This is a genomic window from Litoribrevibacter albus (assembly GCF_030159995.1).
In the GTDB taxonomy this organism is placed as follows: domain Bacteria; phylum Pseudomonadota; class Gammaproteobacteria; order Pseudomonadales; family Litoribrevibacteraceae; genus Litoribrevibacter; species Litoribrevibacter albus.
Genome location: NZ_BSNM01000011.1, coordinates 267,701 through 284,097, shown reverse-complemented (window position 1 = coordinate 284,097; position 16,397 = coordinate 267,701). Strand labels below are relative to the sequence as shown.

16 protein-coding genes are annotated in these 16,397 nt (G+C 45.1%); 14 read left to right on the top strand and 2 right to left on the bottom strand.

The genetic code is table 11. The annotated features are described in order from the left end of the window. Positions 1–140 precede the first annotated feature (140 nt). The 12 genes from pyrG (at position 141) to rpoS (ending at position 11,134) form a co-directional block, all read left to right on the top strand. A complete protein-coding gene (gene pyrG / locus QQL66_RS08330) occupies positions 141–1,766 on the top strand; it encodes a CTP synthase (protein ID WP_284380984.1) in 1,626 nt (541 codons plus the stop codon). Positions 1,767–1,781: 15 nt separating this feature from the next. Beyond that, positions 1,782–2,627 (top strand): 3-deoxy-8-phosphooctulonate synthase, encoded by an 846-nt coding sequence (kdsA, locus tag QQL66_RS08325; protein ID WP_284380662.1) that lies wholly within the window; start codon positions 1,782–1,784, stop codon positions 2,625–2,627. An 82-nt stretch (positions 2,628–2,709) separates the two neighbouring features. Continuing rightward, positions 2,710–4,005 carry a phosphopyruvate hydratase gene (gene eno / locus QQL66_RS08320; protein ID WP_284380661.1) on the top strand — a complete coding sequence of 432 codons (1,296 nt, stop codon included), beginning with the start codon at positions 2,710–2,712 and terminating at the stop codon, positions 4,003–4,005. A gap of 133 nt (positions 4,006–4,138) precedes the next feature. Continuing rightward, positions 4,139–4,423, top strand: coding sequence for a cell division protein FtsB (ftsB, locus tag QQL66_RS08315; RefSeq protein WP_284380659.1), 285 nt, complete (start codon positions 4,139–4,141; stop codon positions 4,421–4,423). A gap of 9 nt (positions 4,424–4,432) precedes the next feature. Further along, positions 4,433–5,131 carry a 2-C-methyl-D-erythritol 4-phosphate cytidylyltransferase gene (gene ispD, locus QQL66_RS08310; protein ID WP_284380658.1) on the top strand — a complete coding sequence of 233 codons (699 nt, stop codon included), beginning with the start codon at positions 4,433–4,435 and terminating at the stop codon, positions 5,129–5,131. Between the two features lie 46 nt (positions 5,132–5,177). Continuing rightward, a complete protein-coding gene (ispF, locus tag QQL66_RS08305) occupies positions 5,178–5,651 on the top strand; it encodes a 2-C-methyl-D-erythritol 2,4-cyclodiphosphate synthase (RefSeq protein WP_284380982.1) in 474 nt (157 codons plus the stop codon). Further along, complete coding sequence (gene truD, locus QQL66_RS08300) at positions 5,644–6,654, top strand: tRNA pseudouridine(13) synthase TruD (RefSeq protein ID WP_284380657.1); 1,011 nt, start codon at positions 5,644–5,646, stop codon at positions 6,652–6,654. The genes ispF and truD overlap by 8 nt, the downstream gene beginning before the upstream one ends. Before the next feature lie 82 nt (positions 6,655–6,736). Beyond that, on the top strand, positions 6,737–7,489 hold the full coding sequence (gene surE / locus QQL66_RS08295; protein ID WP_284380656.1) for a 5'/3'-nucleotidase SurE: 753 nt from the start codon (positions 6,737–6,739) through the stop codon (positions 7,487–7,489). A gap of 39 nt (positions 7,490–7,528) precedes the next feature. Then, on the top strand, positions 7,529–8,158 hold the full coding sequence (locus QQL66_RS08290; RefSeq protein ID WP_284380981.1) for a protein-L-isoaspartate(D-aspartate) O-methyltransferase: 630 nt from the start codon (positions 7,529–7,531) through the stop codon (positions 8,156–8,158). Between the two features lie 46 nt (positions 8,159–8,204). Continuing rightward, positions 8,205–9,146 (top strand): DUF368 domain-containing protein, encoded by a 942-nt coding sequence (locus tag QQL66_RS08285; protein WP_284380655.1) that lies wholly within the window; start codon positions 8,205–8,207, stop codon positions 9,144–9,146. Between the two features lie 122 nt (positions 9,147–9,268). Further along, positions 9,269–10,066, top strand: coding sequence for a peptidoglycan DD-metalloendopeptidase family protein (locus tag QQL66_RS08280; protein WP_284380654.1), 798 nt, complete (start codon positions 9,269–9,271; stop codon positions 10,064–10,066). A gap of 102 nt (positions 10,067–10,168) precedes the next feature. Then, positions 10,169–11,134 (top strand): RNA polymerase sigma factor RpoS, encoded by a 966-nt coding sequence (gene rpoS, locus QQL66_RS08275; protein ID WP_284380652.1) that lies wholly within the window; start codon positions 10,169–10,171, stop codon positions 11,132–11,134. Positions 11,135–11,217: 83 nt separating this feature from the next. Here the strand turns inward: rpoS and fdxA are convergent, their stop codons facing one another. Together fdxA and mutS are read right to left on the bottom strand one after the other, a co-directional pair. After that, the gene (gene fdxA, locus QQL66_RS08270; protein WP_284380651.1) at positions 11,218–11,541 is read right to left on the bottom strand and encodes a ferredoxin FdxA; all 324 of its coding nucleotides are present in this window, start codon (positions 11,539–11,541) and stop codon (positions 11,218–11,220) included. 320 nt (positions 11,542–11,861) lie between these two features. Then, the gene (gene mutS / locus QQL66_RS08265) at positions 11,862–14,477 is read right to left on the bottom strand and encodes a DNA mismatch repair protein MutS (RefSeq protein ID WP_284380650.1); all 2,616 of its coding nucleotides are present in this window, start codon (positions 14,475–14,477) and stop codon (positions 11,862–11,864) included. A 201-nt stretch (positions 14,478–14,678) separates the two neighbouring features. Here mutS and QQL66_RS08260 point away from each other — a divergent pair, with 201 nt between their 5' ends. After that, positions 14,679–15,179, top strand: coding sequence for a CinA family protein (locus QQL66_RS08260; RefSeq protein WP_284380648.1), 501 nt, complete (start codon positions 14,679–14,681; stop codon positions 15,177–15,179). A 92-nt stretch (positions 15,180–15,271) separates the two neighbouring features. Continuing rightward, positions 15,272–16,309, top strand: coding sequence for a recombinase RecA (gene recA / locus QQL66_RS08255; RefSeq protein WP_284380647.1), 1,038 nt, complete (start codon positions 15,272–15,274; stop codon positions 16,307–16,309). Positions 16,310–16,397: the final 88 nt, after the last annotated feature.

The window sequence follows — 16,397 nt, the reverse complement described above, 5'->3', positions numbered from 1 at the left end:
GAACCAAAGGGTCTAAAAAATTACGCTCTTTGATGGATTTTGATTTGTTCATGCGCGGTGATTCTGGTATTCTGGCGCCCCATCTTGATCAGGGCATTCTTCCTGTTTCTCACCGCATTTTTAACCAAGATGGGTTCTGTATGACGCGATATATTTTCGTTACTGGTGGCGTTGTTTCTTCTTTAGGAAAAGGCATCGCCTCCGCCTCCCTTGCTGCAATTCTGGAAGCACGTGGACTTAAAGTTACTATGATGAAGCTTGATCCATATATTAACGTGGATCCGGGTACTATGAGTCCTTATCAACACGGGGAAGTGTTCGTCACGGAAGATGGAGCTGAGACCGATTTGGATCTTGGCCACTACGAGCGTTTTATTCACACCAAAATGACCAAACGCAACAACTTCACTTCAGGTCGTGTTTACGAAGAAGTGATTCGTAAAGAGCGTCGTGGTGATTATCTTGGTGGTACGGTTCAGGTTATTCCTCACATTACTGATGAAATTAAGCGTCGTGTTATTGCTGGTGCTGAAGGCGCTGATGTCGCGTTGGTCGAAATCGGTGGCACGGTGGGTGATATCGAATCACAACCGTTCTTAGAAGCCGTTCGTCAAATGAAAGTCGAGCTAGGTAGCAACCGTGCCTTGTTCATGCATTTGACACTGGTTCCTTATATCGCAACAGCGGGTGAAACCAAAACCAAGCCGACACAGCATTCTGTAAAAGAAATGCGCTCTATCGGTATCCAGCCGGATATTTTGGTGTGCCGTTCTGAGCAATCTATCCCATCAGATTCTCGTCGTAAGATCGCTATGTTCACAAACGTGGAAGAGCGCGCGGTTGTTTCTCTTCCTGATGCGGATTCTATTTATAAAATCCCAGCCATGCTGCATGAGCAAGGGTTGGATCAAATCATTTGTGATAAATTCAATCTGAAAACTGACTCACCGGATCTGTCTGAGTGGGCTGCTGTTGCAGAAGCAGAATTGAATCCAGAGCATGAAGTTAACATCGCCATGGTTGGTAAATACATGGAGTTGTTGGACGCTTATAAGTCGTTGATTGAAGCGGTTAAACACGCAGGCTTTAAAGCTCGTACCAAGATCAAGTTCGATTTCATTGACTCTGAGCGTATCGAGCAAGAAGGTACCTCTTGCCTTGAAGGTAAAGACGCTATTTTGGTTCCGGGTGGTTTCGGTACTCGTGGTGTTGAAGGTAAGATCAAAACGGTTCAATTTGCTCGTGAAAATAAAATTCCTTACCTGGGCATTTGTTTGGGTATGCAGGTTGCGGTTATCGAATATGCTCGTAACGTTGCAGGCTTAACTGGTGCAAGTTCCACTGAATTTGATCAGTCGTGTGAGCATCCTGTTATTGCATTGATCACTGAATGGGTGGATGGCGAAGGTAATGTAGAACAGCGTACCGAAGCGTCTGACTTGGGCGGTACAATGCGTCTAGGTTCTCAGGAGTGTCACTTGGAAGAAGGCTCAACTGTTCGTGCAGCTTATGGTAAAGCGAATGTAGTTGAACGTCATCGTCACCGTTTCGAAGTGAACAATACGTACGTTGATCGTCTGAAAGAAGCAGGTCTGAACATCACGGGTGTTTCTGTGGATCAGAACCTTGTAGAAGTTGTGGAAGCGCCAGATCATCCTTGGTTTGTTGCGTGTCAGTTCCACCCTGAATTTACTTCGACGCCGCGTGCAGGTCATGGCTTGTTCAGTGGTTTCGTAAACGCTGCTTTAGAACAGTCGAAAAAATAAGATAGGGAAATTCTGATGGCTCAGAAAACAATTAAAGTTCGTGATATTGAAATCGCCAATGACAAACCAATGGTGTTGTTCGGTGGTATGAACGTTTTGGAAAGTCGTGATTTGGCAATGCGTATTGCTGAAGAATACAAAACGGTCACTGATAAGTTAGGTATTCCTTACGTTTTTAAAGCATCCTTTGATAAGGCAAACCGTTCTTCAATTACTTCATTCCGTGGTCCGGGTCTGGACGAAGGATTGAAGATTTTTGAAGAGGTTAAGAAAACTTTTGATGTGCCTGTGATTACTGATGTTCACGAGCCATACCAAGCGGCACCTGTGGCTGAAGTGTGTGACATTATTCAGCTACCAGCGTTCTTGTCTCGTCAGACAGACCTTGTGGTTGCGATGGCAAAAACCAATGCCGTCATTAACATCAAGAAGGCTCAGTTTCTGGCCCCTCAGGAAATGAAACACATTCTTCGCAAGTGTGAAGAAGCGGGTAACGAAAACCTGATTTTGTGTGAGCGAGGCAGCTCTTTTGGGTACAACAACCTGGTTGTTGATATGCTGGGCTTCGGTGTAATGAAACAGTTCGAATACCCAATCTTCTTTGATGTAACTCATGCGTTGCAAATGCCAGGCGGTAGAGCTGATTCTGCTGGTGGTCGTCGTGCTCAAGTGACAGATCTTGCCAAAGCTGGCTTGTCTCAGGGCTTGGCTGGTTTGTTCCTGGAAGCGCATCCAAATCCGGATGAAGCAAAGTGTGATGGCCCATGTGCATTGCCATTGGACAAACTGGAACCTTTCTTGAGCCAGTTAAAACAGTTAGATGATTTGATTAAAGGGTTTGAGCCAGTCGTTACCGCTTAAACACGTAAATTGGGAGCGTTTTTCAGAAACGCTTCAATACAGAATTTAGTTATTTGATTTATAAACATTGGAGAGTAATAGCATGGCTAAGATCGCAGACATCAAGGCTCGCGAAGTCCTGGATTCACGCGGTAACCCTACTGTAGAAGCAGATGTCATTCTTGAAAACGGTATCGTTGCTTCAGCGTGTGCACCATCTGGTGCGTCTACTGGTTCACGTGAAGCGTTAGAGCTTCGTGACGGTGATAAGTCTCGTTATCTTGGTAAAGGCGTTCTTAAAGCAGTTGAGGGCGTTAACACTGAAATCAAGTCTGCTTTAGTTGGTATGGATGCAACTGATCAGCGTGCACTTGATAACAAGATGCTTGAACTGGACGGTACGGACAACAAAGCTAAGTTGGGTGCGAATGCAATTCTTGCTGTGTCTTTGGCAGCAGCAAAAGCAGCCGCTCAAGCGAAAGGCGTTGAGTTGTATGAGCACATTGCAGACATCAATGGTACCTCTGGTCAGTACAGCATGCCTGTACCTATGATGAACATTTTGAACGGTGGTGAGCACGCGGATAACAACGTTGATATCCAAGAGTTCATGGTTCAGCCTGTATCTGCGCCTACTTTTGCAGAAGCGCTACGTGCGGGTGCTGAAATCTTCCACGCACTTAAGAAAGTTCTTCAGCAGAAAGGTCTTAACACTGCGGTTGGTGACGAAGGTGGTTTCGCTCCAAACCTGGCTTCTAACGCAGATGCGCTTGCAGTGATCAAAGAAGCGACTGCAAATGCGGGTTATGAATTAACTAAAGACATCACGCTTGCCTTGGATTGTGCATCATCTGAATTCTACAAAGATGGTAACTATGATCTAAGTGGTGAAGGTAAAGTATTCTCTTCTGAAGGTTTCAGTGACTACCTAGCTGAGCTTTGTGAGCAGTATCCAATTGTGTCTATCGAAGACGGTCAGGACGAATCTGATTGGGACGGTTGGGCTTACCAGACCAAAGTACTTGGTGACAAAGTTCAGCTAGTAGGTGACGACTTGTTCGTGACTAATACTAAGATCCTGAAAGAAGGTATCGACAAAAACATCGCTAACTCTATCTTGATCAAATTCAACCAAATCGGTTCTTTGTCTGAGACGCTTGATGCAATCAAGATGGCGAAAGACGCAGGTTACACTGCGGTGATTTCTCACCGTTCAGGTGAAACTGAAGATACCACCATTGCTGACTTGGCGGTTGGTACCTGTGCTGGTCAAATCAAGACTGGTTCTCTATGTCGTTCTGATCGTGTTGCCAAGTATAACCGTCTTCTTCGCATTGAAGAGCAGTTGGGCGCAAAAGCACCATATAACGGCTTGAAAGAGATCAAAGGTCAAGGCTAATATTGCATTGGTTCTTTTATCTTAAAGAAAGGGGAAACCACAGGTTTCCCCTTTCTGTTATGGGCGACAGGATTTGTTGGTCGCTTACTGCCTGAATCCTTTTTATCTACTTTGATTTGTTGTTTGGTTTTCAATGTATCAATTAATGTGTGGCGCTTTAGTGGTATTGATTCTTATGCTTCAGGCACGCCTGTGGCTGGGAGAAGCCAGTATTACTCATATATGGCGTTTACAGGATGAGATTGAAGAACAAACCTTTGAAAATGATCGGCTAAAAGACAGAAATCAGGTTCTGGAGGCTGAGGTGCTTGACTTGAAAAGTGGTCTGGAATCCATTGAGGAAAGAGCACGAAGTGAGCTGGGGATGATCAAAGAAGGCGAGACTTTTTATCTCTTGGTGGACGATAAAAAGAAATAGGTAACCAACATGAATAAAGAACTCTGGGCTTTGGTTCCTGCCAGTGGCGTAGGTAGCCGGATGAAAGCTGACCGTCCCAAACAATACCTGACCCTTAATAATCGCACCGTTCTCGATCTAACGCTTCATCGTTTACTCTCCGTTCCTAATCTTTCTGGCATTATGTTGGTGTTGTCCGACGAGGATGAATATTGGCCATCTTCCCAATATGCCAGTCATCCTAAAGTTCATTGTGCGGTCGGAGGTCTGGAGCGATTTCATTCCGTCTTAAATGGTTTGTACGAGTTGACTGAAATAGCGGCAGACGATGCCTGGGTGATGGTGCATGATGCTGCTCGTCCTTGTGTTCGGGTATCTGATATTGAAAAGCTCTTTGATTTGGCCTCACAGCTTGATGGTGGTTTATTGGGTATTCCAGCAAAAGACACTGTTAAGCAGGTGAATCTTCAGGCTGAAGTCTCACATACATTAGATCGCTCCAAAATCTGGTTGGCTTATACCCCTCAAATGTTTAGGTTAGGCCAATTGCGAGATGCCATTGAGCAGGCCATATCGAAGAAAATTCAGATTACTGACGATGCCAGTGCTATGGAGCTTGCCGGATTTTCTCCGCTTATGGTGGAAGGGGCTACGGACAACATTAAGATTACTCATCCAGAAGATTTAAGTCTGGCCGAGTGGTTTTTAACTCAACAACGGGCTGGGTAATGATGTTATCAGTCTGTACTTTCTATTTAAGGAGTCGAATATGGGCATCCGTATAGGTCATGGCTATGATGTTCACGCTTTTGGCCCTGGTGAACTAATTACTCTCGGTGGCGTTAAGATTTCACATACGCATGGTTTTGTTGCTCATTCTGATGGCGATGTGTTGATTCATGCCCTGTGTGATGCACTATTGGGTGCTGCGGCGTTGGGTGATATTGGACAGCATTTTCCTGATACCTCTTCAGAGTTTGAAAACATTGATAGCCGTAAGTTGCTTCGTCATGTGATGGAGCTACTCAAAGATCGGGGCTATTGGGTTATTAATGTGGATTGCACTATCGTTGCTCAAGCACCGAAGATGGCTCCGCATATTGATCAGATGCGAGTGCTTTTGGCCTCGGATTTAGCCATTACTCAAGCTGATATTAATGTGAAAGCGACGACCACTGAGAAATTAGGGTTTGTTGGACGTAAAGAGGGTGTGGAAGCCCATGCAGTGGTATTGATAGCGAATGAATAAACTTTTCTCTCTTCCTTTTGTAAATGTAAACACAGACCCTCTTCCAGATGCCGGATTCAAACTAGCGCCTGAGGATTTTCAGGTGATTGAATTGATGGGCATCGAACCTTCGGGAGAAGGGGAGCATCTTTGGCTTGAAGTTAAAAAGTCAGAAAAAAATACCCAAGATGTTGCCAGAGATTTGGCTCGACACTTCAATGTAGAAAAACATGCGGTAGCTTACAGCGGTCTTAAAGATAAAAACGCGGTGACTCAACAGTGGTTTTCGGTTCATCTTCCCGGAAAGTCAGAGCCTTCCCTGCCTGTCTTTAAACAGGTGGATTTTCTCTCCAGAACCCGTCACACCAAGAAATTAAAAACAGGGGTGCATGAAGGGAATCGTTTCATCATCACGTTAAGAAATGTCTCTGATATAGACGCCTTGGTTAAAAACCTAGAGCTGGTAAAACAGCAAGGATTTCCGAATTATTTTGGTCATCAGCGCTTTGGGTTTCATCGTGGTAATTTGGAGAAAGCGCAAGATTGGCTGACGACTGGAAAACGCCCCCGTCAGCGTTTTCTTGAAGGTATGTATCTATCTGCGCTTCGCTCTTATATCTTTAATATTACGCTCTCGGAACGTATTCAGTCTCAGTGCTGGAATCACCTGACCGAAGGGGAAATTGGTCAGTTCGACTGGAGTAAATCAGGCTTTGTGGTTGAGGATGTGGAGGACGCACGTTGTGCTTCCGGCGAAGTCCATCCTGCCATTAACTTGTTTGATGACAGAGCCAAGCTGCCAGAGAGTATTTCTGAGCTTGAGTCTGAAAGTTGGTTCGGACAATTTAAGAAGAAACGTTTTTCTCCCGAGCAGCGGGCATTGCGTGTCATTCCAAGAAATATGAACTGGCATGTCTTGGAAGGCCGTGATATTGAAATTACCTTCGATTTGCCAAGGGGCAGTTATGCCACCAGTTGTCTGAAGGAAGTCTGTAATTTGGTGGAGCCAAATCGAGAAGATTAACGGCTATCTGAAGTTCATATAAGTTCATACTGCGAGTCTAAAGTAGTCGTCTAACGCTATCGAGGAGCCCTGGGTTACTCTTATGAAAATACTCATTTCAAACGATGATGGTGTGAATGCACCGGGAATTAAAGCCTTGCATCAAGCCTTAGAAGGCATGGCAGAGGTGGCCGTGTGTGCGCCAGACCGAGATCACAGCGGGGCCAGTAATTCATTGACTTTGACTCGCCCTTTGATGGCCACTGAGATTCAGGATCGTTGGTTCTCTGTTGATGGAACACCTGCAGATTCCGTCTATCTGGGAATGAATGGCATCGCAGGTATTGAACCCGATTGTGTATTTTCTGGAATAAACTCGGGTGCAAACCTTGGGGATGATGTATTATATTCCGGCACTGTCGCAGCTGCTCTGGAAGGGCGTAGTTTGTCCTTGCCTGCAGTTGCCATTTCTTATGTGGATCGAAACTTACATCATCTTGATACCGCTAAACGTGTGGCTCAGATGCTGGCTGAACGCCTCTCTGATATTCCAATGCCACCATACACAGTGCTGAATGTAAATGTACCAGACCTTCCGTGGAATCAGCTTTCCGGAGTTAAAGTAACTCGCTTGGGGCATCGTCAGCGAGCCGCTAAACCGGAAAAAATCATTGATCCGCGAGGGAAGACTCGTTACTGGGTGTCGGCCGTTGGTAGTGTGGCAGATGATTCAGATGGCACCGATTTCGATGCAATAAAAAAAGGCTTTGTATCCATTACGCCGGTTCACTTTGATATGTGTGAACACAGTGTAAGAGAAGAGCTTAGCCAATGGTTGGATAAGAATAAATTTTAGGACATCTCAGTGAAGGCAGTAGATCTTAACGGTGTAGGCATGACTTCGATGAGAACGCGTGAACGATTGGTTCAGCGTTTGAGAGACGAAGGCATCTCTGATGAAATTGTGCTGAATGTAATTCGCACGACTCCAAGACATATTTTTGTTGATGAAGCGCTTTCTCATCGGGCTTATGAAGACACTGCACTTCCGATTGGGTTCAACCAGACGCTTTCTCAACCTTATACCGTTGCCAGAATGACTGAGCTATTGCTTCAAGCTGGTGCTCCAAGAAAAGTGTTGGAGGTCGGGTCTGGTTCGGGCTATCAAACGGCAGTATTGGCTCAGTTAGTCAATGAAGTGTATACCGTTGAACGTATAGGCCCTTTGCAAGAAAAAGCTAAGAGCCGAATGAAGCTGCTTGAACTATCAAACGTCGCTTTTCTTCATACTGATGGTGGTATGGGCTGGCCGGAAAAGGGGCCTTTCGATGCTATCATGGTGACTGCTGCACCGGATACGATACCTGAAGCTCTGATTGAGCAGTTGGCTATTGGTGGACGTATGGTGATCCCGGTGGGTGGAGATAAGCAATATTTAACTTTGGTTGATCGTACGTCTTCTGGTGTGGAGATTGAACGAGTTGAACCTGCGCGATTTGTGCCCCTGTTGGCGGGTATTCGCTGAGTTAGCAAGAGCAACTCAATAAATAAGGAATGACTAGGCATTTGTGATGGATAAACCGCAGAAGATTCAATTGTTTTTAAAAGGTTTAGCAATGGGTGCGGCAGATGTTGTGCCAGGCGTATCAGGAGGTACCATTGCGTTCATCACCGGGATTTATGGTCGATTGTTATCAGCCATTAATCGTTTTGACCTTCAAGCGCTGAAACTACTTAAATCGGCGAAATTCTCAGAGTTATGGCGTTATCTGGATGGGACTTTTTTACTGATTCTTGGATCTGGAATCTTAATCAGTATCTTGAGTCTTGCGAAGGCCGTGACCTGGACATTAATTCATTACCCTGAACCTTTATGGTCTTTCTTTGCCGGTTTGATTCTGGCGTCTTCCTGGTTTGTTTTAAATGAAGTGGAGCGGTGGCGATTCATTGAGCGATTACTGATGCTGTTGGGTATTTTACTTGCCTATTTGGTTTCGGCCGCTGTACCTGTGGAGCTGGATAAGAACCAGTGGATGATTTTTTTGTCCGGTGCATTTGCTATTTGTGCCATGATTCTTCCTGGGGTGTCGGGGAGCTTTATCCTCTTATTGTTGGGGATGTATAGCTATATTCTTGAAGCGGTTCATCAATTTAATCTGTCAATCTTATCGATCTTTGCTGCAGGCTGTGTCGTTGGTTTGATGTCCTTCTCTAAGTTTTTGAGTCATATGTTGGATAAGTACACCAGCCAAACGTTGGCTATTTTAACGGGGTTTTTAATTGGCGCTTTGTATAAAGTATGGCCTTGGAAGATGACCATCGTGTATCGACTAGGCTCAGATGGCACTCAGATGCCGTTGGTTCAGACAAATGTTATGCCCGGTGTTTATACCGATTTGACCGGACTATCGCCTCAGTTGGGTCTTTGCTTGGTGGCATTCATTGCAGGCTTCATTCTGGTGACCTTGATTGCCAGAAATGCCCCGGATAACTCTCAGCTACACGCACAGTAATGGAGTGAGTGATCCTGGTTTGTTCATCGCCAGTGGTTACTCTTACTGCCATTTCACAAGTTTTTTGGCTAATTTGTTCAAAAACAAGTACATTTTCATTAAAAACCAACAGAACGTTTTTAATGTCTATTCGTTTACCTAACAGTCTCAGAATACTCTTGATTATTAGTATGGCTACTGCAGTCATGCTTACGAGTGGCTGTGCGGGTAAGTCAGGTTATGCCACCGTATCCAGTATTGATTATTCCAAGTCAAAGAAACTTTCCAGTCGTGAGAAGTCAGCTACCTATCATGTAGTCAGTCAGGGTGAAACACTGTATTCCATTGCTTGGAATTATGGCAAAAACTTCAAACAGTTAGCTGCTTCAAATGGCATCAAAGCACCCTATACCATTTATCCTGGACAGCGAATTAAGCTGAAATCTACCCAGAATAGGGTGACTAAAAAATCCAATAATACTAATAAAAACAAGGTGGTAAAAAAGAAAAAGGAAGAGTCTAAAAAAGTGCCAATAGTTCGGCAGACGAATGAGAAAAGATCTGTAGGAAAAATACTCTGGCAGTGGCCAGCCAAAGGAAAAGTCATAGGAACCTTTTCTTCAAACGCTCGTTTTAACAAAGGTATTGATATAGCGGGTAAATTGGGTGAGCCTGTTTATTCGGCAGCGAGGGGAAAGGTTGTATTTGCTGGTAGCGGCTTAAGAGGTTATGGGAAGTTGGTGATTATTCACCACGATGACAAATACCTCAGCGCCTATGCTCATAATAATAAGCTACTAGTTAAGGAAAATCAGATCATACAAGCCGGGCAGAAAATTGCTGAGATTGGTTCCACTGGAACTAATCAACCGAAGCTTCACTTTGAAATTCGGAAAGATGGCAAGCCGGTGAATCCGCTGCACTACTTACCTAAACGTTGAGCAACGTCTAGGAAATAGAACAGAGCCAGTTTGTACTGTTCTAATGTAGGCCTGATTAAGGGGTCAGGTTAACAATGGTGAACTATAAGAAGGATAAACATCATGGCACTACAAGCAGAAAATCATAGCATTGATCTTGATGACGACATCGCAGTGGATGAGTTTGATGAGACAATTGATGATTCTGATGACAATGATGAATCTGTAAAACTGGCAGCAGCGACTCATTCGAAGAATCTCGATGCGACACAGCTGTATTTGAATGAGATCGGTTTCTCACCGTTATTATCTCCTGAGGAAGAAGTATATTATGCGCGTTTGGCTCAGAAGGGCGTAGAAGCCGGACGTAAGCGTATGATCGAGAGTAACCTTCGCTTGGTTGTTAAGATTGCTCGTCGATACATTAATCGCGGATTAACACTGTTGGATTTGATCGAAGAAGGGAACTTAGGGTTAATCCGAGCGGTTGAAAAGTTTGATCCAGAGCGCGGTTTCCGCTTCTCTACCTACGCCACTTGGTGGATTCGTCAAACCATCGAACGAGCCATTATGAATCAGACTCGAACGATTCGTTTGCCAATTCATGTGGTGAAAGAATTAAATGTTTACTTACGTGCGGCTCGTGAGCTAACTCAAAAGCTGGATCATGAACCGACACCTGAAGAAATTGCTGAATTGCTTGATAAGCCAGTCAGTGACGTTAAGAAGATGCTTGGCTTGAACGAGCGTGTAACGTCAGTGGATACACCGATTGGTCCGCACAGCGATAAGTCTCTCTTAGACACTATTTCTGATCAGAAAGTATCTGATCCTGCGGAAGTGGCCCAAGAGGACGATATTCGTGGCAGCCTTGATCACTGGTTGGATCAGCTCAGCGAAAAACAACGTGAAGTTTTGGCCCGTCGCTTTGGTTTGCGAGGCTATGAGATGAGTACCTTGGAAGAGGTTGGTCGAGAAATCGGTTTGACCCGTGAGCGTGTTCGTCAGATTCAGGTTGAAGCGTTGAAGCGTTTAAGAGGTATTCTTGAAAGTCAGGGATTAAACTGCGGGGCACTATTCAGCGCATAATTCCATCACTTTAACGAGTTCCAATAAAAAGGCCGGTTAATTAACCGGCCTTTTTATTGGAACTTTGAAGGATGCGTTAGCAATTAGCGCTGTAGCAAGTCTGCTTTGCCTTCTTTACCATCCCACTCAGCTGCATCGTCCATAGCGCCTTTCATTTCAGTAATGTTTGGCCACTCTTCTGCTAGCTCAGCGTTGATTTCAATAAACTTCTCTTGGCCTGGAGGTAGATCATCTTCACTAAAGATGGCTTCAGCAGGACACTCAGGCTCACACAATGCACAGTCGATACACTCGTCTGGATGAATTACCAAGAAATTTGGTCCTTCATAAAAACAGTCTACAGGACACACTTCAACGCAGTCAGTGTACTTACAGTTAATACAGTTCTCAGTTACAACAAAGGTCATCTAGTTATTCTCCTCATCATATTTTGGTCGCGCTGCTTGAGATGAAGTATTGAGAAACCGTCTTGATTAGAGACTGGGTAAAGCAGTTGTACTTGCTGAATCTGCGTACATAACCTGTTTTACTTGGTCTCCTAGACTGCTTATTAGGCCAAACACACCAGCCAACTAATAACAGCTACGCCAAAAATTTCACGTATTCTAAGATTTGGAACAGGTTAGCGCAAGCGAATGACTCCGCCCATTTCCTTAGTTTTACCGATAAAGGATATGGGCTGAGTTTCTAAAGCCTCGAAATCTTTAATGAATAAGAATCATTCAAATTATTTCGCAGCGTCTTTCAATTGGTATAAGGCGTCTAATGCCTGGCGTGGCGTTAAATCGTCCGGGGATAAGTCGTCCAGCAAGGCAAGTACTTTGTCGTTCACCGGAGAGATAAACATATCCGCCTGGAAGGGGGATTCTTTCACTTGCTGGGATTCTTGTGTCGAATGAAGAGCCTTGGTATCACCTGAGCCATTCAGGCTTACCCGCTCTGATTCAAGCTCTGCCAATTTTTGTTTGGCGCTTTGGATAACCGATGGTGGTACGCCTGCCAGTTGTCCTACTTGCAGACCATAACTCTTGCTTGCCGGGCCATTTTGTACCGAGTGCATGAAGATGATGTGGTCATCGTGCTCAGTCGCAGTCAGATGAACATTGCTGGTGTTGCCATAGAGTTCAGGAAGCTCGGTCATCTCGAAGTAGTGTGTTGCAAATAGGGTCAGGCTGCCCAGCTTGGCCAAATGTTCGGCACTGGCCCAGGCAAGAGATAAACCATCAAAGGTACTGGTGCCTCGGCCGACTTCGTCCATAATCACCAAACTTTCATCCGTTGCGTTATTTAGGATATTGGCCGTCTCGGTCATTTCCACCATGAAGGTAGATCGGCCGCCGGCTACGTCATCCGACGAGCCCATACGAGTAAAGATGCGATCTAACGGGCCAATGGATACGGCTTCAGCAGGTACAAAACTACCGGTATGTGCAAGTAACGCGATTAAGGCAATCTGACGCATGTAGGTCGATTTACCGCCCATGTTCGGGCCGGTAATGATCATCATTGTGTTTTGTTTGGTCAGTTCGGCACTGTTAGGCACAAACGGATCATCAAGCAAATCTTCAACCACCGGGTGGCGACCTGCAGTGATTTGAATGCCTGTGGTGTCAACTAATTGAGGCTGAACCAGGTTCAGGCTGGTGGCTCGTTCTGCAAAACTCACCAACACATCCAATTCAGAAATCGCTGACGCAGTGGTTTTGAGTTCGGCCAGGGAATCGCCCAAGCGTTGAACTAACTCTTCATAGAGTGCTTTTTCTCGTGATAGCGCCCGGCTCTTACTGCTCAATGCCTTGTCTTCAAACTCTTTCAGTTCCGGCGTGATAAACCGTTCTGTATTCTTCAATGTTTGACGACGAATGTATTCGGTCGGCGCTTGATCACTTTGTTGTTTACTCAACTCAATAAAGTAACCGTGCATGCGGTTATAACCGACTTTTAAGGTGGCGAGTCCGGTACGCTCTTTTTCACGGATTTCCAGATCAACGAGGAATTGTCCTGCGTTTTCACTAAGACCTCTTAGCTCATCCAATTCACTGTCATAGCCTTCAGCAATAACACCGCCGTCCCGAATAACTACCGGTGGATTATCGATAATGGCGCGAGCCAGTAAATCAGCCAGCTCTGGATATTCACTTATGTGTTCTTTGAGCTTTACTAACAGTTCGCACGCTTGATCGGATAAGAAATGCTGTAAATCAGGTAGAAGATTAAAGGTATCTCGAAGACGCGCTAAATCTCTGGGACGAGCCGAGCCGAGGGCAACCCGTGCCAGAATACGCTCAATATCACCAATTTGCTTCAAGACAGCCAGCAGATCTTCGAAGAGATAGTTTTCCATCAAGGCAGTAATTGCTGTCTGACGGGCATTTAATTGTTGATGATTGCGAATCGGACGATTCAACCAGCGTCGAAGTAAACGACTGCCCATGGCTGTACCGCATCGATCCATTAAAGCCGCCAGGGTAAATTGATGGCCACCCATCAAGTTACTGTCGATTTCCAGATTACGACGGGTTGCCGCATCCATTAGCAAGGATTCATCACGAATTTCTGGCGAAATGGAGGTAATGTGCGGCAGGTCAGAGCGTTGCGTATCTCGGGCATAACTCAATAATGCGCCAGCGGCGATGATCGCAACAGGCATGTCATCACAACCAAAGCCCTGCAATGATTGAGTTTTAAACTGCTTGGTTAGCAGACGCAGAGCTGTTTCACTGTCGAAGTTCCATGGCGGGATTCTTCTTACCCCCATACGTTCGGAAAATAGATCAACCAGTACTGAATCTTCGGAAACCAATAATTCCGCTGGTGATAGTCGTTCGATCTCTCCGAGTAGGCTTTCTTGGTCCGGTGCTTCCAGTACATTGAATCGCCCGCTGGATAATTCCATGGTGGCGATGCCAAATTTTTGATCAAGCCCGTAGACCGCACAGAGCAGGTTGTCCCGTCGTTCTTCCAAAAAGGCCTCATCAGTGAGCGTACCTGGCGTTACTACACGAACGACTTTTCGCTCTACAGGACCTTTCGATGTGGCCGGATCGCCCACTTGTTCACAAATCGCGATGGAACGACCAAACTTCACCAGACGAGCCACGTAACCTTCCGCTGCATGGTATGGAATACCGGCCATCGGAATGGGCTGGCCGCCGGATTTACCGCGAGCGGTTAACGTAATGTCCAGTAGTTCAGAGGCAAGTTTTGCATCGTCATAGAACAACTCATAGAAATCTCCCATACGATAAAAGACCAATTCATTCGGATGCTCCTGCTTGATCTTAAAATATTGCTGCATCATGGGCGTATGTTGAGATGACTGATCCGTACTTTTCTTAGTCATGAATTATCCTGAAGTGCCGAAATTAACCTGGGATGAACAAACTAGGGGGTGACATTCTATGACAATCGATTCTGAATTTCAGGTGTTTGAATGATCGAATATGAAGTTCATATAATTCATTTACTTGCCAGTACGTGACTTGTTTATTCATGCATTATCGAGTTTTATAAATGCTTTGATCATCATGCCCGGAATATTGTTATGGCCCTATCGGAAGAACAACAGCAAAGAATCAGTCGGCTTTCCAGAGAGGTTGGGCAGCGTTTACTTCAGCAAGAGGCTGCATTAGTCACGGCTGAGTCATGTACCGGAGGCTGGATAGCGCAAGCTATTACAGAAACGGCAGGCAGTTCCGATTGGTTTAATGCAGGCATCGTCAGTTATTCCAATGCTGCCAAACATCGTTTGTTAGGCGTCTCTAACGAGCTGCTGGATACGTATGGTGCGGTGAGTCAGCAAGTGGTTGAAGCTATGGCTCAAGGTGCCGTTGATCTGAATTTTGGTCAGGTATCGGTGGCGGTCTCTGGCATTGCGGGGCCTAGCGGTGGTTCAGCAGAAAAAACCGTTGGAACCGTTTGGATTGGTTGGTCAGTTAATGAGATAATTTCCAGTTCAAAATTTCTCTTCGCTGGTGACCGGGAGCAAGTTCGTTATCAGACGTTGGTGGCGGCTTTGGAAGGGTTACTAAGTCAGTTAAAATAAATTATTAAAAATACTGTATAAAAGTATAGTAATTTAAAAATTGCTGTGCTTTAATCTGTTCAAATATACAGTATTTGGTTGAGGACAAACACGTGGACGACAATAGAAAAAAAGCTCTGGATGCCGCACTAAGTCAAATCGAACGTCAATTCGGTAAAGGTGCTGTAATGAAAATGGGGGATGCCCCTCGTGAACAAATCCCTTCTGTTTCAACAGGTTCTTTGGGGTTGGACATTGCATTAGGCATTGGTGGCTTACCTTATGGTCGTATCGTTGAAATCTATGGTCCTGAATCATCTGGTAAAACAACCTTAACCTTGAGCACCATTGCTGAAGCTCAAAAACAAGGAAAGACGTGTGCGTTCATTGATGCTGAACACGCTCTGGACCCTATTTACGCTGAAAAGCTTGGCGTTAATGTTGACGAGTTGTTAGTTTCTCAGCCAGATACTGGTGAACAAGCGCTTGAAATCGCAGACATGCTGGTTCGTTCAAATGCAGTTGATGTGTTAGTTGTGGACTCAGTAGCAGCCTTGACGCCAAAAGCGGAAATTGAAGGTGAAATGGGCGATACGCACGTAGGTCTTCAAGCACGTTTGATGTCGCAAGCTCTTCGTAAGCTAACCGGTAACATTAAACAGTCTGGCTGTTTGGCGATCTTTATTAACCAGATTCGTATGAAGATCGGTGTAATGTTCGGCAACCCGGAAACCACTACTGGTGGTAATGCACTTAAATTCTATGCGTCTGTACGCTTAGACATTCGTCGTACCGGTTCTATTAAAGACGGTGACGAAGTGGTAGGTAACGAAACTCGCGTTAAAGTGGTTAAGAACAAGGTTTCTCCTCCGTTTAAACAAGCCGAATTCCAAATCATGTATGGTTCTGGTATTTATCGCTTGGGCGAAGTGATCGATCTGGGTGTGAAGCTTGGTTTGGTTCAAAAAGCCGGAGCATGGTATAGCTACAATGGCGATAAGATTGGTCAGGGTAAAGCGAATGCCGCCAAATACCTTGAAGAGCATATGGACATTGCAAACGAGATTGAATCCAATATCCGTAGCCAGTTACTAGAAACCATTACTCCAGTGGCTGAAAAAGCACCTGAAGAAGGTGAGTTGGAACTGTAAGGTACTAATCACTGATATTACATAATCGGTGAAATAAGAAAGCGAGCGTCAGGCTCGCTTTTTTTATGCCCGAAAAACATTAACAATT